Origin of the sequence: Parabacteroides sp. CH2-D42-20, from assembly GCF_003670185.1 — a bacterium.
Taxonomy (GTDB): domain Bacteria; phylum Bacteroidota; class Bacteroidia; order Bacteroidales; family Tannerellaceae; genus Parabacteroides; species Parabacteroides distasonis.
The window spans coordinates 1-16244 of sequence record NZ_RAYG01000040.1 but is presented as its reverse complement, the minus strand read 5'-3'; the positions used below and the strand labels follow the sequence as shown (position 1 = coordinate 16244).

The following is a 16244-nucleotide window of genomic DNA, read 5'->3' as shown; positions in this document are numbered from 1 at the left end:
AAATGAATATTATAAGGGATGTTTATTGAGCCTTTAAGCGATCTTTCGTTTAAGGGCTTTTTCGTGGATTCTTATTAATGTGATTTGTTTCGATAATCGGAACTGTTTGATAAGAGTCTTGCGTATAATAGAAAAATAGAGCCTTTTGATCTTGTTTTTCTGGAAACTGTAACGGTCTGAAAAATAATTGCATAATTAGATGTAAACTGTGATTCATATTGTCATTATTGGGCGCATATTTAGTTTATTGTGACTTTTTATATCGTGATATTTGCATTATAACATTAGAGCAATTTTTATGATAGTGGAAGAGTGTAAAATATATAAAGGTTTCGTGGCAGTCTTGTTATTGATAATCCTTTTCTCATGTACAGATGAGACAATGATTAGCGGTAATGTGGAAGGAGCCTATATTTCTATTAGGAATATAGATTCTCAAAATACGACTCATTCGGGTAGCGAAGAGGACTACGACGTGAATACGCTTCGTGTTTTGGCTTTCAATAAGACAACGGGAGCGTGCATATCTAATATTCACTATAGTAAGAATCAATGGATAGAAAATATCATCCGGCATCCAATCGTAGCTGGGAATTATGATTTCGTATTTTTGGCGAATGAACCGACGGATAACGTTATAGCCAATAAACTGAACACTCTTTCACGTTATGACGATTTGAATCTTATCGCTTATCCCGCAAGCTCTTTTTCTTCGGAGAAATCGATCCCAATGATGCAGGAAATAAATAACGTAGAGGTTTTACCAAAAGGTAAAGGGGCTAAATTGAGTGATGGGACAACGGTTTCTTTATTACAACTGGCCCTTAATCGTCTGGGAGTTCGAGTAGATGTTGTTTTGGAGGCGGCAGATAATTTCGATGATATTTTTAATGGAGTTATATTTAGTGGTATCCCTAATTTGATCCCATTGACAGCTCAATATAGTGGCTCTACTATTGAGAGGAATGTAACACGTAATTTTACATTGAGAGAAGATGGTGATTATTTCTCCTCTGTTACTCCAAATATTCCCGGAATGAATTGGGCTCGGAAGATCACTCGTATTATTTTGCCCTCTAATGAGTTGGAGAGAAAGAACGATCCGGCAAATGCGGTGGTTTTTACGGTAGATATGGAGGATAGCTATAATCCCTCCTGTGAGTTGAAAATAAACTTAGAGCCGGTTGATTATAACTTGCCTAAAAATACGAAGCTAGATCTTACCGGGATCATTAAACAACCCTTGGAGATGAATATACAGGCATCGGATTGGGATTCAATAGCAAATGATTGGAATATATCTGGTAATAGAGTGCTAAATGTGTCACATACGGAGGTCGATATTACCGATTTTAACGGGGCACGAATCTCTTTCTCGTCCAATATGCCGGTTGTGAGGATTTTTGATAAAGTAAAAGTGCTAAGTACAAACACTTATAAGGAAACGAATGAGGTGTTTAACGCTTTGTCGAGTCAAGAGTGGCAGCCGAACGCTGATGAGAGGATTTCGTATGATCCGAGTACTGGAGCGGGCTATATGGATATCTTACTTGATTTGCCAAACTATATTATAGGTAAGGAAACCTATGAGATTACATTGATGGCTGCGGAAGATTTCTCGGGGAAGAACGCTATTCGGAGAACGATAACTGTAAAGGTCAGTCAATATGGAAATCGTTATCCGTTTGATATTAATTCAACGAATCATCTATGGTCTAACCCTTATGTAGGGGCTTTCTATAAGGATGATGAAAGTGGAGAAAGGATAATTAGTGGGAACAAGTGGAGTTATTGGTATCAGTGGCGTGTGGAAGTTCCAACCGAATATCAGGATTTTATAGTGATAAGCTCGACACCTAGCTTTGATCCTAACGTTGGAACAGGTTCTCCGGGAGATCCGGAAGACTATCCGGTTATTCCTAATTCACAGAAAGGTGAGACAGGCAGTTTTGTACAAGGAAGAGGACGTGTTTACTTCCGGATAGGATTGAAGAGCAAGAATCCTAGAAAAGGAGTGCCTAGATATGGTGTCGTAAAGCTTTCTTATACGGAAAATGGGACGACTTACGAAACTGATTTATATGTCCGCCAAGGAGAGGCGCCTGATTATATAATGCGGAGGGGTACAAACGAGGGGCCGGATTTAGGTGTAAAATTTAGTGCGTACAATTTGACAGCTCGGTCATTCTTAAATGATGTTGATACAAAGGATGAATGGAGGCAGATAGATAAAAGCACTGATCAAGTTGATTTTGTTAAGTATCCGACTCAAGCCGGCGCTCATTTTCAATGGGGATTACCGGTAGCATATGCTTCTTTAGCACTTCGTGCGTATCACCCTACCAACGTGAATAATAAGAGTGCTACGTGGGAGTTATCGGAATGGCCGATAAGACGTATTGAGACTCCCACTTTTTGGGATGCTACGAGCGGGGATAAACTGAAAGATTATTACGAGATCTGTCCCCCGGGTTATCATCGTCCAAGCGACGGTCCCTTGGATAGGATTGTGTTGAATAGTTATACCTATAATGATGTATATAAATCCGAGATAAGAATGTCGTTATTCCGTAATCCAATGAAAGGGGATGGAAATTGGGTGACGGCTGAAAAACCGATTGATCCACAGAATAAACCGGAGAAATATATTCCTAAGATTCTGGAAGAGATCAAGTACGGATTCTATGCGGATGGTTTTTTCGACAGGCGTCCTATCGTGGAACGAGATATGATCGATGGTATAGAAAGAGGTTCGGGGAAGGTCAGTAAGTATAAAGGAGTGTCTTTAGATACGACGGAAGCGGCTTATGGGGGTGTCTTGATATTTAATCCGGACAATAACGCCTCTATTTTCTTTCCGGCCGCAGGCCGAAGATGGCATACGGATGGTAGTTTGGAATATGCGAGTGAGACAGGGTATTATTGGTCTTCTTCAGCGGCTCCGGGGTGGACTGATACGTCAAGTGGAGAAGAGAAAGGTTCTGCTCACGGTAATATTTGGGGGATAGAGTATAATTATTTAGCGACAACTCCCAAGTCTTCGAGTCATCAATTTGGTTTTACAATTCGTTGCGTGAAAGAATGAGAATAATTAGTATGCATATGATCGGTTTTTGGGCTCTGTTATCCCTATTAATGCTATCTGGCTGTGAGCATGAATTTGCTTTATCTGAACAGGTAGGAGAGGAAGAGGTCTTTTCTGAAAAAGTACAGCTGGAGATTTTTGCTCGTGCTAATTCGTACCATCTCCCGTCAACAAAAGGACTTATGGATGAGGGTACGGTGGGTAAGAACCCATGGATGTTTGTTTTCAAAGGGGAAGGGCCTAACGCTACTTTTGTGGAAGCCGTGCAAGCCTTTGAATTAGCGGGAAAAAGATATGTGATATTGACTAAACAATCGAATGACAGTAAATATCAGTTATTGATATTGGCTAATTCACCCGATAGATTTTATTATGGGGATGCGGTTACGGAATATGGATTCGATGAAACTGGATTTTCTGCCCAATTGATGCAAGGTTTGACGACATTGGCTGATTTCTGTACGAATATGCTGACGGCTCCATTGGCGGTACCTTCGGTTTCTGTCATTCCTTATAGTGGTAACGGGCAAGTGATCCCGATGAGTTATTTACTGGAAGTAGATAAGATAGATCATACAACAAAGATCGAGAATACGGACGGAACGCCCTTGATGCTTACCCGGGCGGTAATTGTCAATAAGGCGACGAACTTTGAGCTAAAAGGAGTTGTGGCGGTTATGAATGTACCTAGGCAAGGACCGTTACATACGCTGGATGGTCTCATTAGGGATAATACCTCTAATTTGACTGAATACAGGAATGATGCTGCTTATTCATCCTTATTGGTTCAGGCAGATTTCATAGATGGGGGGGAGAGTACTGAGAATGATCCAGTCTATTTATATGAGTCTGATATGCGGAATAATACACACTTGATTATTCAAGGTGCGTATGGGGGACGGGATTATTTCTATAAAATGGCGATCGTCAATAAGGATGTCCAGTTAATGGATTTACAACGTAATCATTCTTATCAATTCACTATTGTTACGGCAAAAGGTCCCGGCTATGATACGGTAGAAGATGCAAAAGCCTCTAAACCTTCCAACACAGCTCTGGATTATGAGATCTCAGTTGATAATAGAGACTCATACGAAGTTGTAGCGAACAACGATTTCTTTCTGGGAGTCAGTAATTCGGTATTTATCGCCTATACGAGTGAGGGTGCTAATTTTGAGGTTTTTAAATTGATTACGGATTGCCGGACTCGTTTTCCGAATGCCTGCCGGATTAGTGATAATGGAAACGAGGTCGGCATTGGGGTACCCTTGCTGGTAAACCCATCTAATGGAGCGAGAATACCGATCGTGGATGATACGACATCAGATCCGAATATCACGGCTGTGGAAGCTCAAATATCGAATGGCTTGTTAGATCATGCGTATATCACGCTGAAATTGGGGACTCTCGAAAAGACGGTGCGTATTAGGCAAAGATATGCTATACCGGCGGCTGGAGTGACAATTAAATATATGCCGGCTGCGGATAGCAGCGATAGTTTTGATATGAACTACTATTGTCTTTCCGCATATGTGGAAGATGGGGCGGATGATCCTAAGAGCTGGATAAAGCTGCGTCCTTCCGTCGGCGCTGTACGGGAGGACACGGATAAGATCACGGTTGATGATGGGACAATTTATATTGAAGTCTTGGGGAATACAATGTCCAAACAGAGAAGTGGCATTATATACCTGACTACTATAAAAGATCCCGGTGTATCCTCGAATACTAATTCTGTACAACGTATAAAGTTAAATATTAGTCAATTATCCCAAACGGTCGTGACGGATTAAAAGATGACTAAGAGATAAAAAGTGATAAGTGTTTAGTTAGAAACAGTTTAATTGTTGTAAAATGAAAAAGAAAAGACTTTTTATGTTTGCGCTTGCGACGCTAGTGTTTGCTGCGTGTAGTGATGACCATGCTATTTCGGATGGGAATAGCGATGTAGTAACCGATCCTTCGGGCGATGCGTGGGTGGCTTTGAATATTAAGACTCCCGCCGCCGTTACCCGTGGATTGAATATCCCTAATCAAGAGAATGCGATAACAGGCGAATATGAGATTGAGGATGTTAAAGCGATTTTCTTCGATGGCGATCAAGATGCGAGTCTAGTTACAAAAGTGATAGACCTAAGTACCGGTTCCGGTGATTTGACATCTTCCGGCGCAAGCAGTAGCAGTAAGGCTTTTCAGATTCCGGCTACTTCTAAGACAATACTGATTATCGCGAATCCGGGTGCCGGTTTCTCCAGCGTCGGGGAAGGCTCTAGTTTCGTGGATGTGAACAAGGCGGTGAAGGATGAGTCGATAACAACGAGTGTCGCGAAAACAGGAACATTTTTGATGACAAACTCAAAAGGTCATCTGGAACCTTCGGATAACTCGGGAAATACGATAAACTTAACTCTTTATAAGAGCCAAGATGTCGCAGTAAAGAATCCGCTAGCGATTTATATAGATCGTGTTGTCGCTAAAGTACGTGTATATACCAGCGATGGCGCTATGGATAATAGCACGGCATCGATCTATAGCCCGAAATGGATTCTGAACGTTACTAATAAATGGTATTATCCTGTATCGAGGAGGATTAAGACTTGGAATGAAGATCCTGCCAATACTCCGGATGCTCGCGGTACTTGTGTCACTCCATTCGATAGGTATGAGATCGGTTCATACCGGGTAGACCCGAATTACAACAATACGAATATCGGTGAGTGGAACGAGGCGAATCAAGTGGCGTATACGAATAATTACAATTTTGTGTCTGCTTCGACGAACGCATCTGCCATATCTTGGAATGAGATAAGTTCAGCATCTAATCCCGTTACTGAATATTGTCTGGAGAATACACAAGAAAAAGAGTATAACAACCATGCTTATACGACCCAAGTCCTTTTACAAGCGAACTTCGCGCCGAAGAAACTGAAAAAATTAGATGGCGGTACGGTTGATGTGGGAGAGGGTGAGTCTTGGATGATCGTAAATGGCGTAAGCTATACATATGATACCTTGATGGACTGGATAGAAAATGAGTTGACAAAGAAATATAAGGATGGGAACCCTGACGGTTATCCAACCTCTATATCAACAGCCTTCAACCGGTATGTAAAATACGTGGATTCCTCCAAGGAGGTTACTATTCCAACCGGAGATGAATTTAAGCAATCCGGTCAAAGCGCAGAAACGCAGGCTGCGGCACTTAAACAGAAATTTGTAGACGCAAGGCTTGCCGTAGAGAATAAAGGGGCGGGTAGTTATGGTACGGTCTTTTATTATGATGGTGGTGTAAGTTATTACAAGATCATGATTAAACATGATGACTCGGATAAGGCGATGAATGAGTTTGGAGAGTTTGGGGTTGTGCGTAATTCCGTTTATGATATTAATATCAAGGGATTTAATAATCCGGGTTATCCTACTATTCCGGATCCGGACCCAGATACGCCAGATGAGAATGATGAGACATGGTTGTCTATCCAGATTAACGTGAACCCGTGGACTTGGTATAGCCAAGAGGAGATCTTATGATTTTAGGTTATTAGTTAGGTATCGCAGGTTAGAAAAGGGGAGTTTCCAAACAGTGTTTTTTCCTTCTGGGAACTCCCTTTAATTAGAGTAAGGATTAATTAGAAAAGGTAATTATATACCAGTTTACACCTCCCTATAAAAAGATAGACAAATCTCATTTTTATTGATCGCCCCTATGATAAAGCATTAAAAAGTATGTTATAGGGTTGTTTGCGTTTCTAAATATCTATATCTTTGCCCCACGTATTAGAATAAAGACGTAGAAGCGTTAAGATATTATCTCGTATTTGAAATCTGGACAATTTCAACCACTCGGGATAATAGACAAAGATGCCTCCTACGCCTATGTTGTTATATTTATACCTCTAGGGGCAAACTATACACAATCATAAGGCGTGGGGCTGTTGTTTGTTATCGAGTGGTGGGCAGTCCAGAGCCTCAAATACGGTAACATCCAATAGTCCCCACGCTTCTTTTATTTAGAAACCACCGAACGAAGGGGACAGGGAGGGCAAAAACAAACACACAATGAAAAAAGCATTCTTATTTATCAGTACGGCATTCTTGTTATCAAGTTGCGCAGCGGTAAAGTCTCCGGTAACAGGTTATGTCTATCAAGAGACTCAATCACCAGTCTCAGTAACCTCAAATCCTTTAGGATCTAAGAAAGGAGAGGCTACGGCAACAAGCGTCTTGGGCTGGTTCGCATTCGGGGATGCAAGCGTACAAAAAGCGGCTAAAGACGGCGGTATCACAAAGATCAGTCATATTGATCAGAAGTCAACAAGCGTCTTAGGGCTGTTCGCCAAGTATACGATAACGGTTTATGGGGATTAACATGAAACGTATCATATACTTATTAGCGGTATCATGTTTCCTGCTTATTTCTTGCCACGATGACGATCGTTTTAGTGTCGAAAATGTAGTTGGCAATAATACCTCTATCGTAGGAATGTGGCTTCGAGAAGCAGGCAAAGAACAAATGGTATATGCGTTCTTTGAAGACGGGACTGGGTATGAAAAAACAACTGATAGAAGAAACAATACTGTTAGCGTAGATGGATTCACATATGAATTTGATCCAAATACGATGAGTATAGTTTTTGATAAGGAGTTTGATAATGCAATATACTCAGAGTGGACCGTGGAAATGAAAGGAAAATCTTATATGATCCTAACACATCACGGGATCTGGGACGCTGGGCACGGCTTAACACATGAGGATACTTACTCATTCGAGCTATTCAGAATAATGGATGAGTAGACTAAACAGTAAAATTAAAAGATAAGCGGGATTAGATTTAGGCTAGTCCCGCTTTTGTTTTATCATATTTATTAACTTTTAAAAATTACGAGCATGAAAATTGTAGAAGATTATCAAAAATTATGGAATTTAACAGACAAGGAGTATATCTATCTTCTTGAAGGTTTTTATTTTCACGGTAACGATAGAATAAAAAAAATTATTAATCAAAAAGGATATTGTGCAGTAGTAATTCCAGATAATCCTAGATATGCCCTTTATTTTAAGGATGCGAAAAGGATATCAAAGGATGAGTGGGATGCTTTCTTGGATTCCTGTAATATTCTTCCAAGTTGCTTTTAAGTTGTTTCATCAGTTGTTCTTCATTCACAGTTTTCTTATATATAAGTTTTAAAGTATCAATATGCTTTTTCAAATGAATTTGAGCCAGTTCTTGACATAAATCAAGAGCTATATAATTTAACGAGACTATTGTTTTAGATTTAGAAGTGGAAATACGGTCATCTATCTTGATAAATGATGTAATTGCAAACACCTTTCCTACTGTTACTTGGTTACACTGAGTTATTTCATCATGATCAGTTATACAAAAATCGAAAGAATCCTCTTCTAATAATTGTTGAAATGGCTCTTCATCATGATAGATGGTACATTTTACTCCTTTTACCTTAACGATATCTGTATACATAAATATTAGATTTTAAAGTTTGTTTTCAAATATAGCAATCTTATTTCTAAACAATCCTAATTAAAACTAAAACAATTTTAATGAGATTGTATTGGAGTATGGTTTGGTTGCTGGTTTGAAACGAATTTATTATCTTTATAGGGTAAAAATCAGATCGTTATGTTTGAACAGAATCATTTTAAATCTATTGATGAGTTAGTGAAATTCTTCCCAACCGAACAGTCATGTATAGACTTTCTTGAAAAGAGGAGGTGGGGTGATCATGTCGTGTCTCCATACGATCCGAACTCAAAAGTTTATAAATGTAAGGGAAACCGTTACAAGTGCAAGAATACGGGAAAGTATTTCAATGTCCGGACAAACACGATCTTCGAGAACACGAAAGTGTCGTTAAGGAAATGGATGTTGACTTGCTATATCGTCATAAACGCTAAGAAGGGTGTCTCTTCTGTTCAATTGGCTAAATTCATTGACGTGACACAAAAGACGGCTTGGTTCATGTTGCAGCGTATCCAGAATAGTTTCAATATAGATGCCAGCCAATGTCTTAGTGGAGAGGTTGAGGTGGATGAGACTTATATAGGAGGTGTGAATAAGAATAAGCATAGCAATAAGAAGGTAAAGAACGCAAGGGGAAGGAGTTGTAAGGACAAAGTTCCGGTATTTGGTATGCTACAAAGAGAAGGCTTTGTTATAGCCAAGGTTGTTAATGATACTAAAGCCGGAACTTTGATTCCGATTATAAACGATGTTGTATGCCCGGGATCTACAATCTTCTCGGATGAATGGCAAGCTTATAGAAACTTAGATCCTAACCTATACGATCACGGTGTTGTCTATCATAAGAAAGGCGCTTACGTCATTGGGAATAGACATACTAATACGATCGAAGGATTCTGGGGACACTTAAAGAGAACGTTGAAGGGTGTCCATCATTGGGTGTCAAAGAAGCATTTGCAAAGATATGTAGACTCATCGGCTTTTAGGTATAATACCAAACATCTTTCCGAATATGAAAGATTCGACGTACTTTTGCAGAATATCGGACATCGATTAAGGTATTTACAGTTAAAAAACATGGTAGCATGAAAAAAAAGAAAGATATAGAAGTAGTAATACATAAGGATATTAAAAAGGAGATGGAGCGGATAGCCGACAAAATATTCAGCTATAATCCGAAAACAGATCCTCGTGACCCTCTTTTTAAGAAAAACCCTTCTTGGAATGTTAAAAGAGAAGGGAAAGGAAAGAAAAAAGAGAAAAACGATTGAATAATAAAAGGATACATAACCATGTATCCTTTTATTATTTTAGTGATAGTGTAAAGTAGTATATAATTACCTTAGAAAAATAGAAAAATATGAAACAGAACCGTCTTATACGTTATACAATTTGGGGAATCCTTATTATCTGTCCGTGGATATTGACCTCTTGCGATATGTTTCATGAGGATCTTCCCGAATGTCGTTTATTTGTCAAGTTTAAGTACGACTATAATATGCTTTTCACGGATGCGTTCCATACGCAGGTGGATAAAGTGGAGCTTTATGTATTTGACAAAGACGGAAAGTTTCTGTTCAGTCAAGTAGAGGAAGGTGAAGCGTTGGCGACAGGCAATTACCAAATGGAGGTAAAGCTTCCGATAGGAGAATACCAATTTCTGGCTTGGGCCGGCGCACGTGACTCCTACGATATTTATACGCCTAGGGGAGAGAATACGATTACTGATATGAGGTTAAGGCTGAAACGTGAGGAGTCTCTTATCATCAGTAAAGAACTGGAGCCTCTTTGGTATGGTTATATCAGTGACGTTGATTTTACAGGGACCAGCCATCAGACTGAGACGATTGATCTGATAAAAGATACGAATAAGATACGGTTTGTTTTTCAAGGTTATTCCGATAGTTATATCCGGGCTACCTCCGGAGATAATTGGAATGTGAACATGAATGATTATGAATATGAGATCATCGAGTCGAATGGCCATCTGGCCTATGACAACTCGTTATTGGAGGATGATGTGTTAAGTTTCCGACCTTATTATATGGAACAAAAGTCATCATCGGCGGCAGCTGTCGAGTTGAACACGATGCGGCTGATGGAAGATCGGCCGACACGTTTTGTCGTAACGGAGAAGTCTACTGGCAAAAAGGTATTCAATATTAATTTGACAGATTTTTTAGCCTTGACTAGTATGGAGGGAAATAATATGGATGTACAAGAATATCTGGATCGCCAAGATAGATATAAGATTATCTTTTTCTTTGCTGATAATACATGGAATGCCGTACAGGTAAATATAAATGGCTGGACGTGGTATCTCCAGTCCGAGGGGATATGAAGGGGCTTTACACGATAAAGGTTAAGGAACTAGCTAACTTCGCTCGGATTCTACTTAAGGATTGAGCCGTGACACCTAGATAAGATGCTATATATTTTAGGGGGACGGATTGGATGATTTCGGGCTGCTTGTCCAATAGAATGGCGTAACGTTCAATGGCGGTTCGTTTGTAAGAACTTAACCATGAAGTCTCGATCTCAAGCATAAAATTCTCTAGAATCCTTCTTCCGATATTTGCTAATTGCACGGAGGATTGAAATAGGATTTCTAGTTTCTGTTTGGATAGGCAATACGCCTCGCTTTCCGTAACGGCTTCTATGGTATAAAGAGAAGGAGAGCCGGAAGTATATCCCCATACCGGGAGTGCGATCTCGCTCTCCACGGCGAACCAAAAGGTATCTTCCGTCCCATCATTAAATGTATAAGCCCGCCAGATTCCCTTGGATAAGATATACATATTCGTGTTTATCTCACCTTCATGTACGATTATATCTTTGGGGACAAACGACATCATCTCTGCGCTTTCCAGCAATAACTGCATGGCCTGCTCAGAGATTGAAAACCGTTCCATCACTTTCTGGCGAACTTCCTCTTTCATGCTCTTCTACGTTTCAATAGATAGTATACCACTATGATTACAAAAGTAATTAATTCCGACAAAGGTACGGCCAGCCAAATACCTTTAATTCCGCAGACAACAGGTAGGTACATGAAACTTAGGGTGATAATCACGATTCCTCGTAGAATAGTGAATAGCGTAGCGGGTTTGAAACGTTCTATGCTCTGGTAGTACCCGATACAAACGATATTGAGAGCGAAAAAGACATATCCCAAAGAAAAATAGGGAATGCCGGAGACCGCTATCTCGTAAGCGTTGCCATGATTACCGAGAAATAAGGAGGAGACTTCCGGGCAGAATAAAATAGTACCCACGCAGGCGAGTCCTCCGCACACGACAGCGCATAGCAGGGCTAACTTAAACGCCTGCCGTACTCTTTTCCACTGCTGTATGCCATAGTTGTAGCTTATGATCGGCTGGGTAGACTGGGCGATCGCATTGTTCACCATGAATACGATAGGAAAGCAATAACAGGCTACACTATAGGCGGCAACCCCGTCTTCCCCAAGGTATCTCATGAATATATAATTACCCACCAGCATCATACAAGCGATAGCTGCCTCAGTTAAGAACGCGGAAGAACCAAGCTTTACCATGTATCCGATATTGCGGATTGTCAATAAGATACTTTTAAGCGAGAATTTAGGGCGGTAAAGATGTAATACTTTAGAAAAACCTACGATATAAACCACGATCATAATACTTCCTACGATTACGGAAATAGCGGAAGCTAAAGCGGCTCCCATTAATCCCCAATGCAATGGGAAAACGAAAATATAGTCTAATGTTAGGTTTATCAGGGCCGGGATAGCGCTGCATAACATGGCGTATGTAGGTGATCCGTCTAACCGGATAATGAATAACCCGATATTCAATAACATGTAAAAGGCAAGGAACGGGGCGATCCAGTTCATATATTCCAATACGGAGGGCAATAATTGTTCGGAACTACCCAATAAAAGAGCGACCTCAGCACGGAATGTCATCACTAACAAGGAAAGCGATAACATAATACATAATGAGACCGAAAGCGCTTGCGTGATATTAATATTCGCTACCTTGACTTTCTGGTGTGAAAGGTGGATCGAGGCGACGATAGATGCGCCTACTCCGAACATAAGCCCGATTCCGGTTGCTAACATGAAAAAAGGAGCCACGATATTTACCGCAGCCAAGGCGTCACTTCCTACGCCTCTTCCTACGAATATTCCATCGGCGATATTAATAGTGGCGGAAAGGATCATACCTAATAAGGTAGGGATAAACATCATACGGAACAACTTCGGAATGTTCATTGTTCCAAAATCAATACTGTCTTGCATCATCAGTTTCTTTTCTTTTTATTTTTGCGGCACAAAAGTAGGCTTCTCCATTTAGAAAAAAGTTACCATTAGGGTAAAAAACGGAGTATTTATCAAGTTTGAATTCGATAGCTTATATTTCCTTTGTACATTTGTCCATAATTAAATATTATAGTGACATAATGAAAGACGCATTTATAAAACTGCATATATCTATTATTTTGGCAGGTGCGACGGGCATATTTGGAAAATTGATTAGCTTGAATGAAGCCCTATTGGTCTGGTATCGTATGATGCTTGCGTCTTTGTTGTTTTTACTCGTTTTATCCGTCGGCAAAAGATTGAATCGAATTTCTTTCGGGGATGCCTTGAGAATAGGGGGAGTAGGGTTATTGCTGGGATTGCATTGGGTTTTCTTTTATGGAAGTATAAAGGCTTCGAATGTGTCTATTGGAGTGGTTTGTTTTTCTCTGGTAGGTTTCTTTACGGCTTTTCTAGAACCATTGATTAATTGTCATAGAGTGTCTTTCAAGGAGGTTGTTTTTAGTTTGTTGACTTTATTCGGGGTGGTGCTGATTTTCCATTTCGATACTCGCTATCGTTTAGGAATAGGTTTGGGTATTATATCATCCGCTTTAGCGGCTTTGTTCACGATCACGAATAAGAAGATCGGAAATAATTATTCAACAAGTACCATGCTCTTGTATGAAATGGTAGGTGGCTTTATCGGGCTTTCCTGTATTTTACCGTTCTATTTGCGATATTTTCCTGTATCGACGATTGTTCCCGGGCTATTAGATTTTACTTATTTATTGCTTTTAGCTTCTGTTTGTACGATTGGTTTGTATTTACTTCAGATACAAGTCCTGAAAAAGATCTCTGCGTTCACGGTAAACTTGAGTTATAATCTGGAACCTATTTATAGCATTATCTTGGCTATGCTTCTTTTTAGTGAGGCTAAAGAGTTGAACGCCGCTTTTTATATAGGGCTAGGGGTAATAATATTGTCTGTCATCTTACAAACACTAAGTGTTATTCGATCAAACAAGAAGATTTAGTGTAGGTAACAAAAAATCTAAAAAGTCCCACAAATCCAACGATTTGTGGGACTTAACTGTTCATTGTCTGGTTAGTTCTGCGGAGAGAGCGGGTTTTGAACCTATAACTCTAACCGCTTATATTTCAGCTACTTTGCTTTCAAAATTTCAAATAGGTAACGAAACAGTAACGATTTTCAACCGTTAAGCCTGTCCAACTTTGACCGCTGTTTGTCTGCCTAACTTTCGGGTTCAAAGATACGGCATTCTTTTGAAACTCGCAAATATCTGATAATAAATATTTTTGGGTTAGTGCAAGGTGCAAGCTATATATATAAATATATACTTGCACCTTGCACTAAAAAAAAGCACTGGGGTACAAATGGTTAAAACAAAATCCGTATCTTCGTAACCGATTAAAAACAAACGTGTATGATAATAACTAACCGTGAAGAAGTAATAGATAAAGCGTTCGGAGTATTTGTCAGGATGAACTACGAGAAAGCAAGCATCATCACGCTTGCCAAAGCCTGCGGAGTGACAAAAACGGGCATCGTTTATTATTTTCCGCACAAGCTGGATTTGTTCATGGCTGTGGCAGACAAATACGTGCTAAAAATGCACGAACCGGGAAACAAGTTTGCCGCTCCTGCCGATACGTTGGAGAAGTTCATCGGGCAATACGTGGCGGGGGTAGCCGCTTCCATGAAAAGGATTGTTGAACTGATTGACGATAATAGCAGCCCGCATGATTGTAGCCCTAACTTCTACTACTTTCATTTCCTGTCACAAGTGCGTATGTACTATCCGGGCATCAGGCAGAAAATTGAGAAAATCTACCGACAAGACTATGACCTATGGGAGAAAGTCATACAAAAAGCAAAAAACAGCGGGGAAATCAGAAACGACACGGACGTGAAGAAAACGGCTACCATGTTCCGGCAAATGTTTTTAGGACTGTCATACGAACAAGCATTTCTGAACGGTCTAAACGTGGACGAACTGGCAGAAAACTTTCGCTATATCTATTCGCTGCTTAAAGCCTGATACAGTTTTGTTTTTTTAACTTCTATAATTTTTGAACGTATGTTCAAAATGTGGCGTTTTTGTTTTATCTTTGGAGCATGAAGCAAAATTCAGCGACATGGATAAGGTTCAGAAACAAAGAGGAAGCATCGTGCTACACAAAGAAACAAGGGACGGTGCAGACTACATACGGATAGAATATGCGAACAGTCAGGCTGTAACCCAACTGCTCGCCCAAGACACGGGTATGGAAATGGCTGGCAACGGCTCTGCATACATGGCATCAGCCGCTTTCAGCCTGCCGGATTTCTACGACCGCTATTCGCCCCACGCCTATATTGATTACAGCCGGGTTTACGTGCGGAATCCCAAACCTAAAAGGGAATACACACTGCCGAAAGGCTACCTCGAACTGCTGGAACAGAAGCGTTACAGCCCCTCGACCGTCAAAACATACCGTGCCTATTTCAGCGACTTCATGGAATATCACAAGGGACGGAATATCGACCGCCTGAAAGTGCCGGACATCAACAAGTACATACTCTATCTTGTGAACGAGAAGAAAATCTCGGTGTCGCAACAGAATATGCGCATCAATGCTATCAAGTTCTATTACGAGCAGGTGAAAGGCGGCAAACGGCAATACTACGGCGGTATCACCCGTGCCAAAGAGTACAAGAGCCTGCCCGAAGTGTTGAGCAAGAATGAAATTAAGCGCATCCTTGCACAAATTTCCAACATCAAGCATCACTGCATGATTTCGTTGGTTTACTCTGCCGGACTTAGAAGAAGCGAATTGCTTAACCTGACCCCGCAGGACATCAACAGTGAAACAATGTCGGTTCGCATCATGGGCAAGGGGAAGAAATGCCGTTATTCGCTCCTTTCACCCAAATTGCTGGAAGAACTACGGCACTACTTTCGGGAGTATCGTCCACAAAAATGGCTGTTTGAGGGCGAAACACCCGGAGAGCAATATTCGGCAAGTGCATTGGTGAAAGTGCTGAAAGAAGCCGCACATCGTGCTGGCATCAAACACCGTGTACACGTACACATGCTGCGCCACTCCTTTGCCACACACTTGCTGGAACAGGGAACAGACCTGCACACGATACAGGAATTGCTGGGACACAACGACATCAAGACCACAACCATTTATCTTCATGTGTCAAGTGCCCATAAAGCAAAAATCCCTAATCCTCTTGATACACTGGATAATTCGTGAGGTGCAGTTATAGGAATGTAGGAACGACACCATAAGGTGCGGTTATAAATAAATTCAAGGCAATTAAAACAACTATAAATCAGAGACTTACAAAGATTTGGCAAAGATAAAGGAAATAACGACACGA

General features: G+C 40.5%; 14 protein-coding genes. 11 read left to right on the top strand and 3 right to left on the bottom strand.

Features of this window, described 5'->3' with window-relative positions:
* Positions 1–298 precede the first annotated feature (298 nt).
* The 5 genes from D7V92_RS19645 (at position 299) to D7V92_RS19625 (ending at position 7880) form a co-directional block, all read left to right on the top strand.
* The gene (locus tag D7V92_RS19645) at positions 299–3085 is read left to right on the top strand and encodes a fimbrial protein (protein WP_121773590.1); all 2787 of its coding nucleotides are present in this window, start codon (positions 299–301) and stop codon (positions 3083–3085) included.
* A complete protein-coding gene (locus D7V92_RS19640; RefSeq protein ID WP_199718926.1) occupies positions 3082–4878 on the top strand; it encodes a DUF4906 domain-containing protein in 1797 nt (598 codons plus the stop codon). Before D7V92_RS19645 ends, D7V92_RS19640 begins: the two co-directional genes overlap by 4 nt.
* A gap of 61 nt (positions 4879–4939) precedes the next feature.
* Complete coding sequence (locus D7V92_RS19635) at positions 4940–6616, top strand: Mfa1 family fimbria major subunit (RefSeq protein ID WP_070103472.1); 1677 nt, start codon at positions 4940–4942, stop codon at positions 6614–6616.
* Positions 6617–7144: 528 nt separating this feature from the next.
* Positions 7145–7453, top strand: a complete 309-nt coding sequence (locus D7V92_RS19630; RefSeq protein WP_057328672.1) for a TRL-like family protein — start codon at positions 7145–7147, stop codon at positions 7451–7453.
* Between the two features lies 1 nt (position 7454).
* The gene (locus tag D7V92_RS19625) at positions 7455–7880 is read left to right on the top strand and encodes a hypothetical protein (RefSeq protein WP_122377521.1); all 426 of its coding nucleotides are present in this window, start codon (positions 7455–7457) and stop codon (positions 7878–7880) included.
* 262 nt (positions 7881–8142) lie between these two features.
* On the opposite strand, the gene D7V92_RS19620 is transcribed toward D7V92_RS19625, so the two are convergent.
* Positions 8143–8568: a hypothetical protein gene (locus D7V92_RS19620; protein WP_121773587.1), complete on the bottom strand. Its 426-nt coding sequence runs from the start codon at positions 8566–8568 to the stop codon at positions 8143–8145.
* Positions 8569–8727: 159 nt separating this feature from the next.
* Between D7V92_RS19620 and D7V92_RS19615 the strand changes: the two genes are divergently transcribed.
* The 3 genes from D7V92_RS19615 (at position 8728) to D7V92_RS19605 (ending at position 10909) form a co-directional block, all read left to right on the top strand.
* A complete protein-coding gene (locus tag D7V92_RS19615; protein ID WP_121773586.1) occupies positions 8728–9657 on the top strand; it encodes an IS1595 family transposase in 930 nt (309 codons plus the stop codon).
* Positions 9654–9839 (top strand): hypothetical protein, encoded by a 186-nt coding sequence (locus D7V92_RS19610; RefSeq protein ID WP_121773585.1) that lies wholly within the window; start codon positions 9654–9656, stop codon positions 9837–9839. The genes D7V92_RS19615 and D7V92_RS19610 overlap by 4 nt, the downstream gene beginning before the upstream one ends.
* 89 nt (positions 9840–9928) lie before the next feature.
* Positions 9929–10909, top strand: a complete 981-nt coding sequence (locus D7V92_RS19605) for a FimB/Mfa2 family fimbrial subunit (RefSeq protein ID WP_048927773.1) — start codon at positions 9929–9931, stop codon at positions 10907–10909.
* A 7-nt stretch (positions 10910–10916) separates the two neighbouring features.
* Here the strand turns inward: D7V92_RS19605 and D7V92_RS19600 are convergent, their stop codons facing one another.
* Together D7V92_RS19600 and D7V92_RS19595 are read right to left on the bottom strand one after the other, a co-directional pair.
* On the bottom strand, positions 10917–11507 hold the full coding sequence (locus D7V92_RS19600; RefSeq protein ID WP_048927774.1) for a Crp/Fnr family transcriptional regulator: 591 nt from the start codon (positions 11505–11507) through the stop codon (positions 10917–10919).
* Positions 11504–12853 (bottom strand): MATE family efflux transporter, encoded by a 1350-nt coding sequence (locus D7V92_RS19595; protein ID WP_036610481.1) that lies wholly within the window; start codon positions 12851–12853, stop codon positions 11504–11506. Before D7V92_RS19595 ends, D7V92_RS19600 begins: the two co-directional genes overlap by 4 nt.
* Positions 12854–13011: 158 nt before the next feature.
* Here D7V92_RS19595 and D7V92_RS19590 point away from each other — a divergent pair, with 158 nt between their 5' ends.
* From D7V92_RS19590 to D7V92_RS19575, 3 genes are all read left to right on the top strand, one after another.
* Complete coding sequence (locus D7V92_RS19590) at positions 13012–13887, top strand: DMT family transporter (protein WP_005858170.1); 876 nt, start codon at positions 13012–13014, stop codon at positions 13885–13887.
* Between the two features lie 411 nt (positions 13888–14298).
* A complete protein-coding gene (locus D7V92_RS19580) occupies positions 14299–14913 on the top strand; it encodes a TetR/AcrR family transcriptional regulator (protein ID WP_065537820.1) in 615 nt (204 codons plus the stop codon).
* 97 nt (positions 14914–15010) lie between these two features.
* Positions 15011–16117, top strand: a complete 1107-nt coding sequence (locus D7V92_RS19575; RefSeq protein ID WP_121773584.1) for a site-specific integrase — start codon at positions 15011–15013, stop codon at positions 16115–16117.
* The last annotated feature ends 127 nt before the right edge of the window (positions 16118–16244 follow it).

Excerpts from the sequence above, each read along its gene's own strand:
- D7V92_RS19610 (WP_121773585.1), top strand. The coding sequence starts at position 9,654 with ATGAAAAAAAAGAAAGATATAGAAGTAGTAATACATAAGGATATTAAA.
- D7V92_RS19640 (WP_199718926.1), top strand. The coding sequence starts at position 3,082 with ATGAGAATAATTAGTATGCATATGATCGGTTTTTGGGCTCTGTTATCC.
- D7V92_RS19620 (WP_121773587.1), bottom strand. The coding sequence starts at position 8,568 with ATGTATACAGATATCGTTAAGGTAAAAGGAGTAAAATGTACCATCTAT.
- D7V92_RS19590 (WP_005858170.1), top strand. The coding sequence starts at position 13,012 with ATGAAAGACGCATTTATAAAACTGCATATATCTATTATTTTGGCAGGT.
- D7V92_RS19580 (WP_065537820.1), top strand. The coding sequence starts at position 14,299 with ATGATAATAACTAACCGTGAAGAAGTAATAGATAAAGCGTTCGGAGTA.
- D7V92_RS19600 (WP_048927774.1), bottom strand. The coding sequence starts at position 11,507 with ATGAAAGAGGAAGTTCGCCAGAAAGTGATGGAACGGTTTTCAATCTCT.
- D7V92_RS19645 (WP_121773590.1), top strand. The coding sequence starts at position 299 with ATGATAGTGGAAGAGTGTAAAATATATAAAGGTTTCGTGGCAGTCTTG.
- D7V92_RS19575 (WP_121773584.1), top strand. The coding sequence starts at position 15,011 with ATGGATAAGGTTCAGAAACAAAGAGGAAGCATCGTGCTACACAAAGAA.
- D7V92_RS19605 (WP_048927773.1), top strand. The coding sequence starts at position 9,929 with ATGAAACAGAACCGTCTTATACGTTATACAATTTGGGGAATCCTTATT.
- D7V92_RS19625 (WP_122377521.1), top strand. The coding sequence starts at position 7,455 with ATGAAACGTATCATATACTTATTAGCGGTATCATGTTTCCTGCTTATT.
- D7V92_RS19595 (WP_036610481.1), bottom strand. The coding sequence starts at position 12,853 with ATGATGCAAGACAGTATTGATTTTGGAACAATGAACATTCCGAAGTTG.
- D7V92_RS19635 (WP_070103472.1), top strand. The coding sequence starts at position 4,940 with ATGAAAAAGAAAAGACTTTTTATGTTTGCGCTTGCGACGCTAGTGTTT.
- D7V92_RS19630 (WP_057328672.1), top strand. The coding sequence starts at position 7,145 with ATGAAAAAAGCATTCTTATTTATCAGTACGGCATTCTTGTTATCAAGT.
- D7V92_RS19615 (WP_121773586.1), top strand. The coding sequence starts at position 8,728 with ATGTTTGAACAGAATCATTTTAAATCTATTGATGAGTTAGTGAAATTC.